We start from the raw sequence: 14,004 nt of genomic DNA, 5'->3' as shown, positions 1-14,004 counted from the left end.
TGTGATAGAAGTTATATTCTCTTTGTTAACTAAGTTTAAGATTTCCATTAGTTACATTCTAAATTTATAAATAGACCAAGTGAATACTACACCTTTAATTTCTATAATTTTACCTCTTTATAATGGTGAAGAGTTTCTTGCACAGGCATTAGATAGTTGTTTGAATCAAACTATAGAAAATTGGGAACTTATAATAGTTAACGATTACTCAACCGATCAAAGTCTGAATATTGCAACTAAATATCAAAAATTAGATAACAGAATAAAAATTATTCAAAACGAGATAAATAAACAACTTCCTTACACTTTAAATAAAGGTTTTGCTATAGCAAAAGGTGATTATGTCACTTGGACAAGCGATGACAATGTGTTTAAGAGTAATTATTTAGAAGTTTTGTTAAAAAGTATAACTCAAACTGAATCAGATTTTGTTTTTTCTAATTACGATATTGTGAATCAGAATAATACCTTAATTAAAAAACAATCAGTAGGTGTTGTAAGGGAATTATTATTTCAAAACATTATAGGTCCTAGTTTTTTAGGAAAGGCGAGTTTATTTAAAGATAATTATTATGACGTTGATTTGTTCAGAATTGAGGATTATGCATTTTGGTTATCAAATTTGACTAAGCTGAAGTGTAATAAGATTGAGGAAAGTGTGTATAAATATAGAGTTCACGGTTCTTCTTTAACAACAGAGATTAGTTCTTCAGGTGGTTTTAAACATGACTTAATTGATAATATGTTTACTAAACTTCAACAAACATTTAGTTTTAATGAAGTTACTAAGCGTTTCTTAGTTTTAAATCAATTAAACAAGAAAGAGGCTTCAGACTATTTTTTCAAAAACCACAAAGGCATTATTAAAGACATTTTCAGTGTTGATCAGGATTGTTTTCAGTATAACTTGGCTCCTGTTTTCAATGCTCATATAAAGCACTATGAGAAGCTATTGGATCTTTTAGTAATCTCTAAGTCTTTTAAGGTGAGTTTCAATATTTTGAAAAAGTATGAGGTAAGTGGTTCATCACTTATATGGATGTTTCTCTATTCTCTTAAAAGGATCAAAAGGATAATTGTTTAAAATCAACAATAGAAAATGTTTTTTTAATTTAGATATCAATATATTATTCAGGCTACTACTACGGTACTTTTTTCTTATGATGAAAAGGTGATTTTTTAAATAAGACATTGTATTTAATGTTAGATAAGACTTGTCATACATGAAATTAATTAGTGCCAAAACTTAATAGACTAATTTATGAAAAAAATACTCGTTGTAATAGGTACTAGACCAGAGGCTATTAAGATGGCACCTTTAATAAAAGGATTTCAATCAAAGCCAGATGTATTTAATCTGCATGTTTGCATAACAGCACAGCATAGACAAATGCTGGACCAAGTAATGCTTTTTTTTGATTTAGTAGCGGATAGTGACTTAGATTTAATGAAACCTAATCAGAGTTTATCATCTTTGTCAAGTAAATTAATGGATGGTGTTTCTAATATTATCAATGATTTTAATCCTGATTATGTATTTGTGCATGGAGATACAACTACGGCAATGATTACGGCATTAGCATCTTTTTATGTTCAAAAAAAAATTGTACACATAGAAGCAGGGTTGCGTACACATAATATTTATTCTCCATTTCCAGAAGAAGCAAATCGTCAAATCATTTCTAGACTAGCCTCATTGCACATGGCACCTACAGCACAATCTAGACAAGAATTATTAGATGAAAAAATAGATGAGCAAACCATAACTGTAACAGGTAATACAGTTATAGATGCTCTTTTGTTAGGTTTGAAAATTGTGGAAGAAACACCATCACAAAGACTACTTGATTTTAAGAAATCTATAGGTGATTCTAATGTTATTCTAGTTACCAGCCACCGTAGAGAAAATCAAGGTAATGGAATTCTAGAAATATGTAAAGCATTAAAATCTATCGCAAATGAATTTCCGAATTATAATATCGTTTTTCCAGTTCATTTGAATCCGAAAATTCTAAATCCAGTAGGTGAAGAGCTAGAAGGAATAGATAACATCATATTATTAAAACCACTAGATTATGAGTTGTTCATATGGTTGATGAAACGCAGTTATCTAATTATTACAGATAGTGGTGGGATTCAAGAAGAAGCACCATCGCTCAATAAACCTGTGATAGTTATTCGAGAATTTACAGAAAGACAGGAAGCTGTAGATAGTGGAGCTGTTATTTTAGTGGGTAATGACCAAGAACGAATAGTAAGTGAGACAAGAAAGCTAATTCTAAATAAAAGTCATTATGATCGTATGGCTAGTGCCGTAAATCCTTACGGTGATGGAAAAGCTGTTTCTCAAATCATAAAGATTATCAATGAAGCTTAAACATTTAGATTAATATATAAATATAATAGTCAAGGACCATTCCTTTAAAACATATTAGATTTGTAAAGTAAAACCTATTCAACGAATTTATGATCGACTCTCAGCCTCAGATATCTATAATTGTTCCTTGTTACAAGCAAGCTCATTATCTAGATACCTCATTGAAGTCTGTTCTTGATCAATCATGTAAAAGCTGGGAATGTATAATCGTTAATGACGGTAGTCCAGATCAAACCGAGACCGTAGCACAAAAGTGGTGTGAGAAAGATGCTCGCTTTAGGTACCTTAAAAAAGAAAATGGTGGCCTTTCTAGTGCAAGAAATGCTGGAATCGCGGTGGCAAAAGGAGATTTCATATTACCCTTAGATGCAGACGATTTATTACATTCAAACTACTTAAAAGAAACAATTGCCGTTTTTAACGCCAATAAAAAAGTCGCTATCGTAGGCTGTTATAGCATATTCTTCAAAGAAAGTATTGATAATGTAGTCATGGTTCATAAGCCTAAAGGCAATTCTTATAAGAGTCTACTTTATGTAAATCAATTAGTGGCTACATCCCTATACAAAAAAGAACTTTGGATAGAAGTAGGCGGTTATGATGAGTCCATGAAGGACGGTTTTGAGGATTGGGATTTTTGGCTTTCCGTAACAAAAAGAGGTTATAAATACCACATCTTACCTAAACCATTGTTTTATTACCGTAAAGCAACTCAATCTATGCTCGTACAAACTATAAAAACTAAAGCAGAAAAAGTAAAAGAGTATTTGATTCATAAACATAGAGAAATCTATATAGAAGATTTTGATAACTGTATTAAAGTATTTACACATCATCTAGTTACCAGTAGGAAAAAAGAACAGCGATTACAACAATCTTTAGAATATAAAATCGGTAAAGTTATCGTGAAACCATTGAAGTTAATCGGTATTTTAAAAGAACAAAAAGCATCTGTAAAATGATAACTGTAGTCATACGAAACAAGAATCAAGATGTAGCTTTAGAGTTTTTACTTAAAAATCTTAGAGAACGCTACACACATGACATTGCTGAAATTGTAGTAATAGATAACTTATCTACCGATAGAAGCAAAGAAGTATCCATAAAGTACAATACACGATTTGAAACTATTAAAAAATTTAGTTATGGTGGCAGTGCAAATTTTGCGGCACAAAAAGCTACTCACGATATAATTGTTATTTTTAGTGCTCATTCTTATCCAGTAAGTCACGACTTCTTTAAGTTAATTCAAGATAAGTTTGATCAAAACGATAATCTGGCAGGAGTGCGGTGTTTACATAATTCTAATGATTATAGGAACTATATCAATGATATTAAAGCAAAAGATGATCCTAACAGGTCCGGATTGATATTTTCAGGATCAGCGTTTAGTAGAAAAGTCTGGGAAAAGCATCCTTTTAATGAAGATGTTTCCACATTTGAAGATAAAGAATGGTCTAAAAGAATTCTTGATAAAGGTTATGAAATCGATTTTGTACCGTCCATTTTTAACTATCAAATTAAACGTTCTAAAGGGCAATTGTTTTTTAGATTTAAAAACGATGTAATAGGTAACTATCAATTGTGGCATGAAGATATTAAATTTTTATCTGCATCAAAAGGATTGGTCATGAGTTCTTATCGTGCTATTAAGAATATGTTTGTGGACATATTTTATGCTTTTAAAAGATACTTTTTTATCATTTCATTTATTAATAATAAACCTAAAAAATTTTAAATATAGTGATGTGATTATATCTTGTTATAATTACTAGCTTTATAATTTTATGAACACGAGAACAAATCTTATTTATGTCTAAAAGCGTTACCATAGTCATACCTAATCGCAATCGTGATTTGAATACGGTTAGACGTAGTATTGCATCGATAGTGCCACAACTTAATGATACAACTCGATTAGTAATTGTAGATTACGGTAGTGATATAGATTATCAACACAAATTTAAAGCATTACTAGAAGAAAGTTTTCCCAAAATTTATTTCATACTTTGCCCTACGCAAGGTCAACTTTTCCATAAAACGCGTGCTATTAATATGGTATTGCGCGATTGTACAGCTACCTTTTTTATGGTGCTAGATATGGATTGTATAGCGCATCCAGAATTTATAGAAAAGGCGTTGATACTAGCCTCAGAAAATGAGGTGATTAATTTTCCTTATGGATTTTTAAAAGAAGAAGAAAGTAAGAGCTTAAAAGCATTCAGTGATTATCATATAGATTTTATAGGTGGATTAACCGGCACAGCTATTTTTAATACAGAGAAATTACAAACCATAAATGGTTTTGATGAGTTCTATCACAGTTGGGGTGCCGAAGATGCCGATATGTTTGACCGTCTAGAACGCATCGGTGTACAGACTAATTTGTACAAGAAAGATGTTTTGTTATTGCATCAATGGCATGCAAAGGGCTACAGAGATAAAAAAAGTAAGCAACCGTTTCATAGCTACTTAGAAAAGGTGAATCATGAATATTACACGCTTTCGCGAAAGCGTAACACAACGAAAGTCAACTTAGATGATCAATGGGGTTTGGCCTGTGATCCTGCTGCATATACACGTTTAAAAGAACCTACCGAAATCTGGGAATTTGAAAACTATCAACAAGAAATTATCGGTTTATTTGCGAGCCTAATAGTACAGCCACCAGAAAATCCTGTGGAGATAAGAATAACCAAGGTTTTAAAAAATAATAAGGATAAAATTAAAAAAATCCTTAACAAAAAAACGAAACCTGTTCTAGATATGGATCTGGTTAATGATAGACTACTAGAAACGATTATCTTGCATTATCGCAACCGTCCGTACTTTTATGAGTATGATACAGATTTAGCGGTTATAAAGGTGCTCATTTAATGGTAAACTAAATAAGGATTCAAGAAAATGTGTTTAAAGAAAACATTGATGAAAACCTATTTTAAGTAAGTACTATAAATTTAACAAATAGAAAAGCTTTAGATTTCAATAATAAAAAATAAATGTGAAGACTTATATGAAAGATAAAGTGAATTCTTTTTATGATATCAAGGATTTAATTCTTGAATTGGAAAAAACTTTTCCAGTAAATGAGTGGGAAATAAATGGAATTCATGTATGGCCTAAAATAAGATTTAAACTCTACATACGTTTATGTCAACATATCCTAAAACCAGGTCAAAAAACTTCAACAAAACCTTTTCAAAAAACAGTAAACGAAAATTATAGTACTAAAGGAATTCAATGGTGGAAAGATTTCAAAGAGCTTGTCTTATTAAATAAGCAAATAAGAAATAATAAATTGATTTTCTTTGGTCATAGTATGCATAGGATAATAAATAATTCTCTTTATTTCAATCGTTTTTTTGATAGTATGATTGCTCATCATAACCTACAATCAAACTCTATTACTTTTGATTTTGATAAACTTTTATTGCCAGTGTATAATCGAAAAAAAACTATAGATTTAACTGCTGCAGTAAGGCATTATAGAAGGGTGCAAGTATTAAAAAATAAGATTTTTAAATATAGATTTGAAAAGAGCACTCCATCACTAAGTTTATACAATGACTTCTTTGAATTTTGTAAAAACCAAGCATGGTTCACTAAAGAAATGGGATTAGATTTAAAAAGTATAACAAATTGGACGCGTAAAGTATCTTCGGACATTCCTTTTTATAAAAAATGTTTTATAAAAGCTAAAGCACAAAAAATAATATTTGTTAGTTATTACGGATTTGATAGCACTGCTGCAGCTATGGTGGCAGCTAATTATCTTGGAATAGAAACAGTAGAGTTTCAACACGGGCCGCAGTCTAATCTTCATATGGCTTATTCGTTTTGGACTAAAGTTCCTAATAAAGGATTTAATACTATGCCTCTCACTTATTGGGTTTGGGATCAATACACAGCAAGAAATTTTGATCTTTGGATAAAATCTCCTAATCGCGCCATAGTAGTGAATCAACCTTGGTTGGGTTATTCCTTAAAAGAAACTTCTTTGAGTATCTCTAATGATTTGACTACTCCAGCTAAAGTTTTATATACATTACAACTTCTAAGCCTTTCGCCTCTTGAAGAAATTTTTCCAGATTCACTTCTTCACGCTATGAAATTTGGAAATTATCATTTTATTTTAAGGTTTCATCCTAGGAATAGTGATGATAAAGAAATTTATATCAATTTTTTAAATCACAGTAAAGTTGATAGTTCAAAATATTCATTTCAAGATCCAAAAATTGAGTCGTTGTCCATTGCCATGACTAAAGCGTCAATCCATATAACGTTATGGTCGGGCAGTTTAATTGAAGCAACGCTTTTAAATATACCGACTATTATTTTTCATAAGGTTGGATTAATGCATTACCAGAATTACTTAAATGATGATTTGGTTCATTATGTAGACCCTATGTCTAATGAGTTTATCTTGAAGTTAGATTTATTACTAAGTAGAAATAATAAAATAAATTTTAATCAGCCTATTTATAATCCGCTAACCTAATTTAACATATGAAAATCCTTCTCGTTTCCATGAATAATCTGCACTTTACTCGCTGGTCTGAACAGTTGAAGGAAAGTGGATATGAGGTATTCTGGTTTGATATATTAGATCAAGGATATTCTCCTGCTTTGAGTTGGATGACTCAATATGTAGACTGGAAAAAAGGGTTTTTAAAGAAGAGAGGAAGAACCTTTATTAAAAAACGGTTACCTAAATTCTTCTCGTTTCTATCATCAAAATTAGACGTGTCTGTAGAAACAGCATTTGAAAAAGCGCTTTTAGAAATACAACCAGATGCAGTTCATAGTTTTGCTTTATATATTTCATGCACACCTATTTTTAAGGTGATGAAAAAACATGAGAATATAAAATGGATGTATTCTTCATGGGGTAGCGATTTGTATTATTATCAAAATATACCAGAGTATTTAAATGATATTCAAAAAGTATTACCACGAGTCAATTACCTAATTACAGACTGTTTAAGAGATCATAAGATTGCAATTAAACATGGTTTTAAAGGAGATTTCTTAGGTGCCTTTCCTGGTGGTGGTGGTTTTAAACTAACAGCTATTCAAAAATATATAAAACCTGTTGCAGAAAGGAAGGTTATTCTCATAAAAGGAAATCAAAATAGATCTGGTAGAGCATTGCCAGTTTTAGAAGCAATAGTTTCTATAAGTAAATTACTCATTGATTATAAAATTATCGTTTTCGGTGCTACAAATCCTGAGGTCAGAGCATTTCAAAACCAGAAGGAACTAGACATAACCGTAAATGGTATTTTGAGTCATGATCAAATACTTAAGCTTATGTCTTCATCTCTAATTTATATAGGTAACAGCAATTCTGACGGTATGCCTAATACCATGTTAGAGGCTATTTGCAGCGGTGCTTTTCCTATCCAAAGCAATCCAGGAAACGCCACGGCCGAGGTTTTGACGCATCAGTCTAATGGCTTGCTTATTGAAGATTGTGAGGATATGGAAGAAATTAAGCAACACATTACTTTTACTATACAAAACTTAGATATGATTCAAAAAGCTTTTGAATACAATCAGCTCTATGCGCAAGAGCATTTATCTCGCACAATTGTTACAAAGAAAGTACTACTAATGTATCAATCTACAGAACCCAACTATGCAACTAACTAACCTAGTCATTATACCAGCACGCGGTGGCTCAAAAAGGCTGCCTGGAAAAAACTTAAAAGAATTAGATGGTATACCATTAATCCAGCATAGTATACAATATGCTTTATTAGCTGGTAGTCTAATTGATAAAATCGTCGTTACCACAGACAGTAATGACATAGCGCAAGTGGCTATGGATTGTGGCGTAGAAGTGATCAAAAGGCCAACAGAACTATCTGGTGATCATGAGCCTGTTATAAGTGCGATGCAGCATACTCTGGAATCCCTATCAGGTTCTTATGAAAATGTCATCTTGTTACAACCTACAAATCCGTTGCGACCAGGGAATTTACTGAAAGAATCTTTAGAATCTTTTGAGAGTTCTAAAGTAGATAGTTTAATGACGGTGGATTTTCTAAAAGAAAAATTCGGTAAAATAGTGGGCGATAAATTTGTGCCAGAAAACTATATTATGGGACAAAGAAGTCAGGATTTGCCACAATTGTATCGAGAAAATGGGCTGCTTTATATCACAAAGGTGAGTGAGATTTTAGAAGGAAACATTCTTGCAGAACATAATTTTGCTATGGTCGTAGATCATCCATTTTCTAGAGTAGATATAGATGATATCACCGATTTTAAATTTGCTGAGTTAATGCTAGAAATGCATGCCTCATGAAAAGAGTTGTACTTTTAACTTCTGGAGAATTGCGTCATGATTTTTTCAAGATGTACATCTCGTTGCAGCCTGGAATAGAGGTAGTCAGGACTTACTGCGAGAGTATTGAAAGAAATCTAGTTTCTAAAATTAAAGATACAAAGCAGTCTCATCTTAGATTTCAACATTTACAGGCTAGAGAACAAACAGAGATCGATTTCTTTTCAATATTTGTTGCGTATAGTCAAGATCTATCACAATCTAAACATATTGAAAAAGGAGCTATTAATGATCCAGAGATCGTTCAAGAAATTATTGAGTTGTCTCCAGATTTAATAATTTCATACGGTTGCTCTATAATCAAAGCGCCTTTGATAGAGGCATTTCCAGATCGTTTTATAAATATACATTTAGGATTATCGCCCTATTATCGAGGTAGTGGGACTAACTTCTGGCCATTTGTAAATGATGAACCAGAATATTGCGGTGTCACTTTTATGAATATAGATAGAGGAATAGATACTGGAAAAGTGATACATCAAATACGTCCAGATATGTATCCGCTAGATACTTTTCATGTGATATGTAATCGATTGCTTATTAAATCTTTTAAGACTTGTGCATCCCTAATTAATCAATATGATCGATTAATTTCTATGCCTCAAATTAAAGATTCAAATAAAGATAAGATTTATAAAAACGCAATGTTTGACGAGAGTAGTGTAGAGATGTTGTATTCTCGCTTTCGCGAAAGCGGAATTACCAACTACTTAAGAGATAAAAAACAAAAAGATCTTCTTGTACCTATTATAGAAAATAGTGCCTTATGATGAAAGCAGTTATGTATCATTATGTAAGACCTGACTCTACAAACCTGCCGTTTTTTAAAAACCTACATGTAGAGGATTTTGAAAAACAATTAGATTTTTTTGAAGAAACTTATGGGTTTGTAGATAAAAATGATTTTTGGAAAAGTTTAGAAACTGGGCAACCTGTACAAGGAGTTGTTCTAACCTTTGACGATGGCTTTAAAGATCATTATAAATATGTAATGCCCATTCTGTTAGAAAGAAAACTATGGGGATTGTTTTATATCAACACAGGAGTACATCAACAGCAGAAAATACTAGATGTACATCGCATACACTTATTATTGGGTAAGAACAGTGGTGAAGAAGTGTATCTCAAATTAAATGAAATTCTAGAAAACAAGCATTTAAAGGACGAAGAAATAACCGCCTTTAAAGAAGATACCTATCAATTACAGGTTAATGATGCTCATGCAGCACTGGTAAAACGCACATTAAATTATTACATAGATTATGACTATAGAGAGTCTATTCTAGATGCGTTAATGGATCATTTTTTTGAAAACCAAGATCACTTATTTTCTGAAACTTATATATCACCTACAGAAATGATCGAGATGCAAGAAAAAGGAATGGTCATAGGTAGTCACACGGTAAATCATCTAATCATGAGTAAGTTAAGTCTTGCTAGACAAGAAGAAGAAATAGTAGATTCCTTTGAACATTTAATGACTCATATTGTTCCATTAGATATAAAGACATTTTGTTACCCTTATGGAGGATTTCATACCTTTACAAAAGAAACAGAATCCTTGCTAGAAAAGCATCAGGTGCGGTTTTCATTTAATGTAGAATCTAGGGATATTACATCAAATGATTTGCACAATAGGAAACAAGCGTTACCTCGATATGATTGTAATGAGTTTCCATATGGCAAATGCCGCAATTAACAATTAACTATGAATCCATTTATAGAAATAGCAGGACGTAAAATAGGTCCAGATTATCCGCCATTAATAATCGCAGAATTAGGTATTAACCATGAAGGTAGTCTAACAGCTGCAAAAGAAATGGTAGACGCAGCAGCGAGAGCTGGTGTAGAGGTTCTTAAACACCAAACGCATATCGTAGAAGATGAGATGACTGGTGCTGCAAAGAAAGTGATACCAGGTAATGCAGACGTTTCTATCTATGAAATAATGGAGCGTTGTGCTCTTAATGAAGAAGATGAAAGAGCATTAAAAGCCTATGTAGAAGAAAAAGGAATGATCTTTATATCAACCCCTTTTTCTAGAGCAGCTGCAAATAGATTGCAATCTATGGATGTAGAAGGCTATAAAATAGGTAGTGGTGAGTGTAATAATTATCCTTTACTAGAACATATCGCTAGTTTTCAAAAACCTGTGATTCTCAGTACAGGAATGAATACCATAGAGAGTGTTTCTAAAGCGGTTGCTATATTTAAAAAACACAACGTACCACTAGCGATTTTACATACAACCAATTTATATCCAACACCAGCACATCTCGTACGTTATGGAGCAATGGTAGAGATGCATGAGGCTTTTCCAGATTTGGTTTTTGGACTGTCAGATCATACAGTTTCTAATCTAGCGTGTTTTGGTGCTGTAGCGTTAGGAGCATCTATTTTAGAAAGACACTTTACAGACCACATGCAGCGCACAGGTCCAGATATAGTGTGTTCTATGGACGAGAAAGAAACCAAAGAATTAATAGAAGGAAGTGCGTTACTACAACAAATGCGTGGTGGGACAAAAGAACCAGCTGCCGAAGAGCAAGTGACTATAGATTTTGCCTTTGCAACCGTATGTGCTATACAACCTATTAAAAAAGGAGAGGCTTTTTCTAAAGATAATATTTGGGTAAAAAGACCAGGTACAGGAGAAATACTAGCAGTAGATTATGATCAGGTTTTAGGTCAGGTTGCTCTTAGAGATATAGAGATAGATAGTCAGTTGCTTAAAAGTGATGTAGAGCTTTCATGATTGGAATAAAAAAAATAGCATTTCTTACAGGTACTCGAGCAGATTTTGGCAAAATAAAATCCTTGATTCAAATGCTTGTGGAGCACGATGGTTTTGATCCCTATGTATTTGCAACTGGTATGCATCTAATTCCTATTTATGGCGATACGATTGTAGAGATAGAACGATGTAATTTCCCTCATCTTTATCGATTTGAGAACTTTACAAGTGAGAATACGATGGATCTTACACTGGCTAAAACTATAGAAGGTTTTAGTGCTTATGTAAAAGAGGTAGAGCCAGATTTAATAGTCGTTCATGGAGATAGAGTAGAGGCGCTGGCAGCAGCAACTGTAGGAGCTTTGAATAATATTTTAGTAGCTCATATAGAAGGTGGAGAATTAAGCGGTACTATAGACGAATTGATACGTCATGCGGTTTCAAAGCTTTGTCATGTACATTATGTGTCTAACATAGAAGCAAAAAACAGACTGATGCAAATGGGAGAATTACCACAAGCAATTTCTGTAATAGGTTCTCCAGATGTCGATATCATGTTCTCAGATCAACTTCCAGATCTAGAAGAAGTGAAGAATTATTATGACATCGATTTTAAAGAATATGCGATATGCATGTTTCATCCAGTAACTACCGAGGTTGATTTATTAAAAGATCAAATCTATGCATTAAGAGATGCTATGATAGAATCTGGTAAGAATTATTTAATCATTTACCCTAATAACGATCACGGTTCTAGTATTATACTAGATGCTTGGAAAAGTATAGCGTCTCATAAACAATTTAGAATACTACCTTCTTTAAGATTTGAATATTTTCTAGTAGCGCTTAAATATGCCTCTTTTATGATAGGTAATAGCAGTGCAGGTGTGCGAGAAGCACCGTATTATGGAATACCATCCATAAACATTGGATCAAGACAGTTAAATAGAGTTACTTCTAGTGCAGTGATCAATGTAAATGCCGATAAAAAAGAAATTTTAGAGGCGATTTTAAATCTGCCAGAAGAGCGTTTTGAAATCGAAAATACATTTGGCACAGGGAATAGTGCAACACTTTTTAAGGAATCGCTAGAAAGTGATGATTTATGGAATTTAAACCATCAAAAACAGTTTCTAGATGTCAGACCATAAGCCTAAGATATTTGTACTTCTACCAGATGGTGTGGGGTTAAGGAATTTTGCTTTTACTGATTTTAAAGAAATTGGTGAGCAAATGGGTTTTGAGGTCGTTTTTTGGAACAACACTATATTTCCACTTCAGGAAGAGTTAGGATTTAAAGAAGTGGTGATTTCTAATACAGGACTTCATCCTTTAACAGGAGTTTTATCTCGTGCAAGAAAACGTGTAGAGTTATCGCTTTCGCGAAAGCGAACTAATGATAAAGTCTATGATACATACAAATTTCCATTACGCTGGAAAGGAATTAAAGAAGGGCTTAAAAATCTAATAGTTCTTTATTATCAAAATTTTAGATCTTCAAAAAGTGGGCTAGAAAAGTTGTTGATTAAAATCGATGACAAAGAACGTTCTACTGATCGTTATAAGGAATTAAAGAGTCAGCTAGAAGAACATGAGCCGGTAATGGTTTTTTCTACGACACAACGGGCAACTATGGGAATAGCGCCTATACTTGCAGCAAAAGATTTAGGTATTAAAACGGCTACGTGGTTGTATAGTTGGGATAATCTACCCAAAGGAATGTCGACCATTACTACCGATGCTTATTATGTCTGGTCAGAATTAATGAAGAAGGAATTGCTGGAGTATTATCCAGAAACTAAGAATGCTGACATATATATAACAGGAACACCACAATTTGAACCTCATTATAATGAGGGTATAATAAAAACTAAGGAGGCCTTTTTTAAAGATCATTCTTTAGATCTTCATAAAAGATATTTCTGTTTTTCTGGAGATGATTATACAACGTCGCCATTAGATCAATATTATCTTGAAGACTGCGCACAAGCGGTGGAGAAATTGAATTCTGAAGGGTATAACTTAGGAATTATTTATCGTAAAGTGCCTGTTGATTTTACGGGAAGGTATGATGCCGTATTAGAGAAATATAAAGATGTAATTACTAGTATTGAGCCTTTATGGAAACCGGTAGGTAAAGAGTGGAATCAAATCATGCCCACAAAAGAAGATTTTGAACGACTGGTAAATACTTGTTTCCATAGTGAGTTTGTTGTGAACATAGCGTCTTCTATGGTGTTTGATTTTGCCATACATGGTAAATCATGCATTTATCCTAATTATGAGCAACCACAATTAACACCTAGTTTGAGTAATATAAAACATGTGTATGAATATGTGCATTTTAGATCTATGCCAGATGTTGAGAAAGCAGTAATTTGGGCAAAGAGTAAAAGTGAGATTTATAAATCGATTAAAGATTTATTAGATCAAAAAACATCTTCGGTTATAGCATCTAATGCATGGTATAAGGTCGTGAACCATCCACAATCTCCAGAAAAAGCGAGTGAGCGTATTTGGGATGGGATAAAGGAGATGATATAA

General features: G+C 32.7%; 13 protein-coding genes. All 13 read left to right on the top strand.

Features of this window, described 5'->3' with window-relative positions:
- Nucleotides 1-79: 79 nt before the first annotated feature.
- Nucleotides 80-1,084: a glycosyltransferase family 2 protein gene (locus ACJJVJ_RS06280; RefSeq protein WP_405369569.1), complete on the top strand. Its 1,005-nt coding sequence runs from the start codon at nucleotides 80-82 to the stop codon at nucleotides 1,082-1,084.
- Between the two features lie 177 nt (nucleotides 1,085-1,261).
- The gene (gene wecB, locus ACJJVJ_RS06275; RefSeq protein WP_405369568.1) at nucleotides 1,262-2,377 is read left to right on the top strand and encodes a non-hydrolyzing UDP-N-acetylglucosamine 2-epimerase; all 1,116 of its coding nucleotides are present in this window, start codon (nucleotides 1,262-1,264) and stop codon (nucleotides 2,375-2,377) included.
- An 89-nt stretch (nucleotides 2,378-2,466) separates the two neighbouring features.
- Entirely contained in the window at nucleotides 2,467-3,339 is an 873-nt protein-coding gene (locus tag ACJJVJ_RS06270) for a glycosyltransferase family 2 protein (protein WP_405369567.1), read from the top strand.
- Nucleotides 3,336-4,115 (top strand): glycosyltransferase, encoded by a 780-nt coding sequence (locus ACJJVJ_RS06265; protein ID WP_405369566.1) that lies wholly within the window; start codon nucleotides 3,336-3,338, stop codon nucleotides 4,113-4,115. The genes ACJJVJ_RS06270 and ACJJVJ_RS06265 overlap by 4 nt, the downstream gene beginning before the upstream one ends.
- 74 nt (nucleotides 4,116-4,189) lie before the next feature.
- On the top strand, nucleotides 4,190-5,254 hold the full coding sequence (locus ACJJVJ_RS06260; protein ID WP_405369565.1) for a glycosyltransferase family 2 protein: 1,065 nt from the start codon (nucleotides 4,190-4,192) through the stop codon (nucleotides 5,252-5,254).
- Between the two features lie 136 nt (nucleotides 5,255-5,390).
- Nucleotides 5,391-6,875 carry a hypothetical protein gene (locus ACJJVJ_RS06255; RefSeq protein ID WP_405369564.1) on the top strand — a complete coding sequence of 495 codons (1,485 nt, stop codon included), beginning with the start codon at nucleotides 5,391-5,393 and terminating at the stop codon, nucleotides 6,873-6,875.
- Nucleotides 6,876-6,883: 8 nt separating this feature from the next.
- Complete coding sequence (locus ACJJVJ_RS06250) at nucleotides 6,884-8,029, top strand: glycosyltransferase (protein WP_405369563.1); 1,146 nt, start codon at nucleotides 6,884-6,886, stop codon at nucleotides 8,027-8,029.
- A complete protein-coding gene (locus ACJJVJ_RS06245) occupies nucleotides 8,016-8,687 on the top strand; it encodes a cytidylyltransferase domain-containing protein (protein ID WP_405369562.1) in 672 nt (223 codons plus the stop codon). The genes ACJJVJ_RS06250 and ACJJVJ_RS06245 overlap by 14 nt, the downstream gene beginning before the upstream one ends.
- Entirely contained in the window at nucleotides 8,684-9,496 is an 813-nt protein-coding gene (locus ACJJVJ_RS06240) for a formyl transferase (RefSeq protein WP_405369561.1), read from the top strand. Before ACJJVJ_RS06245 ends, ACJJVJ_RS06240 begins: the two co-directional genes overlap by 4 nt.
- Complete coding sequence (locus ACJJVJ_RS06235; protein WP_405369560.1) at nucleotides 9,493-10,425, top strand: polysaccharide deacetylase family protein; 933 nt, start codon at nucleotides 9,493-9,495, stop codon at nucleotides 10,423-10,425. The genes ACJJVJ_RS06240 and ACJJVJ_RS06235 overlap by 4 nt, the downstream gene beginning before the upstream one ends.
- A gap of 9 nt (nucleotides 10,426-10,434) precedes the next feature.
- Nucleotides 10,435-11,481 carry an N-acetylneuraminate synthase family protein gene (locus tag ACJJVJ_RS06230; protein ID WP_405369559.1) on the top strand — a complete coding sequence of 349 codons (1,047 nt, stop codon included), beginning with the start codon at nucleotides 10,435-10,437 and terminating at the stop codon, nucleotides 11,479-11,481.
- A complete protein-coding gene (neuC, locus tag ACJJVJ_RS06225; protein ID WP_405369558.1) occupies nucleotides 11,478-12,611 on the top strand; it encodes a UDP-N-acetylglucosamine 2-epimerase in 1,134 nt (377 codons plus the stop codon). Before ACJJVJ_RS06230 ends, neuC begins: the two co-directional genes overlap by 4 nt.
- Nucleotides 12,598-14,004 carry a UDP-glycosyltransferase gene (locus ACJJVJ_RS06220; RefSeq protein ID WP_405369557.1) on the top strand — a complete coding sequence of 469 codons (1,407 nt, stop codon included), beginning with the start codon at nucleotides 12,598-12,600 and terminating at the stop codon, nucleotides 14,002-14,004. The genes neuC and ACJJVJ_RS06220 overlap by 14 nt, the downstream gene beginning before the upstream one ends.

The organism is Nonlabens sp. Asnod2-A12 (assembly GCF_045063745.1).
GTDB classification, from domain to species: domain Bacteria; phylum Bacteroidota; class Bacteroidia; order Flavobacteriales; family Flavobacteriaceae; genus Nonlabens; species Nonlabens xylanidelens.
The sequence above is the reverse complement of the archived record's forward strand: the minus strand, read 5'-3'. Positions and strand labels throughout refer to the sequence as shown.

What these genes read in the sequence shown, in the direction of transcription:
- wecB (WP_405369568.1), top strand. Translation starts at nt 1,262, where the DNA reads ATGAAAAAAATACTCGTTGTAATAGGTACTAGACCAGAGGCTATTAAG.
- ACJJVJ_RS06270 (WP_405369567.1), top strand. Translation starts at nt 2,467, where the DNA reads ATGATCGACTCTCAGCCTCAGATATCTATAATTGTTCCTTGTTACAAG.
- ACJJVJ_RS06265 (WP_405369566.1), top strand. Translation starts at nt 3,336, where the DNA reads ATGATAACTGTAGTCATACGAAACAAGAATCAAGATGTAGCTTTAGAG.
- ACJJVJ_RS06260 (WP_405369565.1), top strand. Translation starts at nt 4,190, where the DNA reads ATGTCTAAAAGCGTTACCATAGTCATACCTAATCGCAATCGTGATTTG.
- ACJJVJ_RS06255 (WP_405369564.1), top strand. Translation starts at nt 5,391, where the DNA reads ATGAAAGATAAAGTGAATTCTTTTTATGATATCAAGGATTTAATTCTT.
- ACJJVJ_RS06250 (WP_405369563.1), top strand. Translation starts at nt 6,884, where the DNA reads ATGAAAATCCTTCTCGTTTCCATGAATAATCTGCACTTTACTCGCTGG.
- ACJJVJ_RS06245 (WP_405369562.1), top strand. Translation starts at nt 8,016, where the DNA reads ATGCAACTAACTAACCTAGTCATTATACCAGCACGCGGTGGCTCAAAA.
- ACJJVJ_RS06240 (WP_405369561.1), top strand. Translation starts at nt 8,684, where the DNA reads ATGAAAAGAGTTGTACTTTTAACTTCTGGAGAATTGCGTCATGATTTT.
- ACJJVJ_RS06235 (WP_405369560.1), top strand. Translation starts at nt 9,493, where the DNA reads ATGATGAAAGCAGTTATGTATCATTATGTAAGACCTGACTCTACAAAC.
- ACJJVJ_RS06230 (WP_405369559.1), top strand. Translation starts at nt 10,435, where the DNA reads ATGAATCCATTTATAGAAATAGCAGGACGTAAAATAGGTCCAGATTAT.
- neuC (WP_405369558.1), top strand. Translation starts at nt 11,478, where the DNA reads ATGATTGGAATAAAAAAAATAGCATTTCTTACAGGTACTCGAGCAGAT.
- ACJJVJ_RS06220 (WP_405369557.1), top strand. Translation starts at nt 12,598, where the DNA reads ATGTCAGACCATAAGCCTAAGATATTTGTACTTCTACCAGATGGTGTG.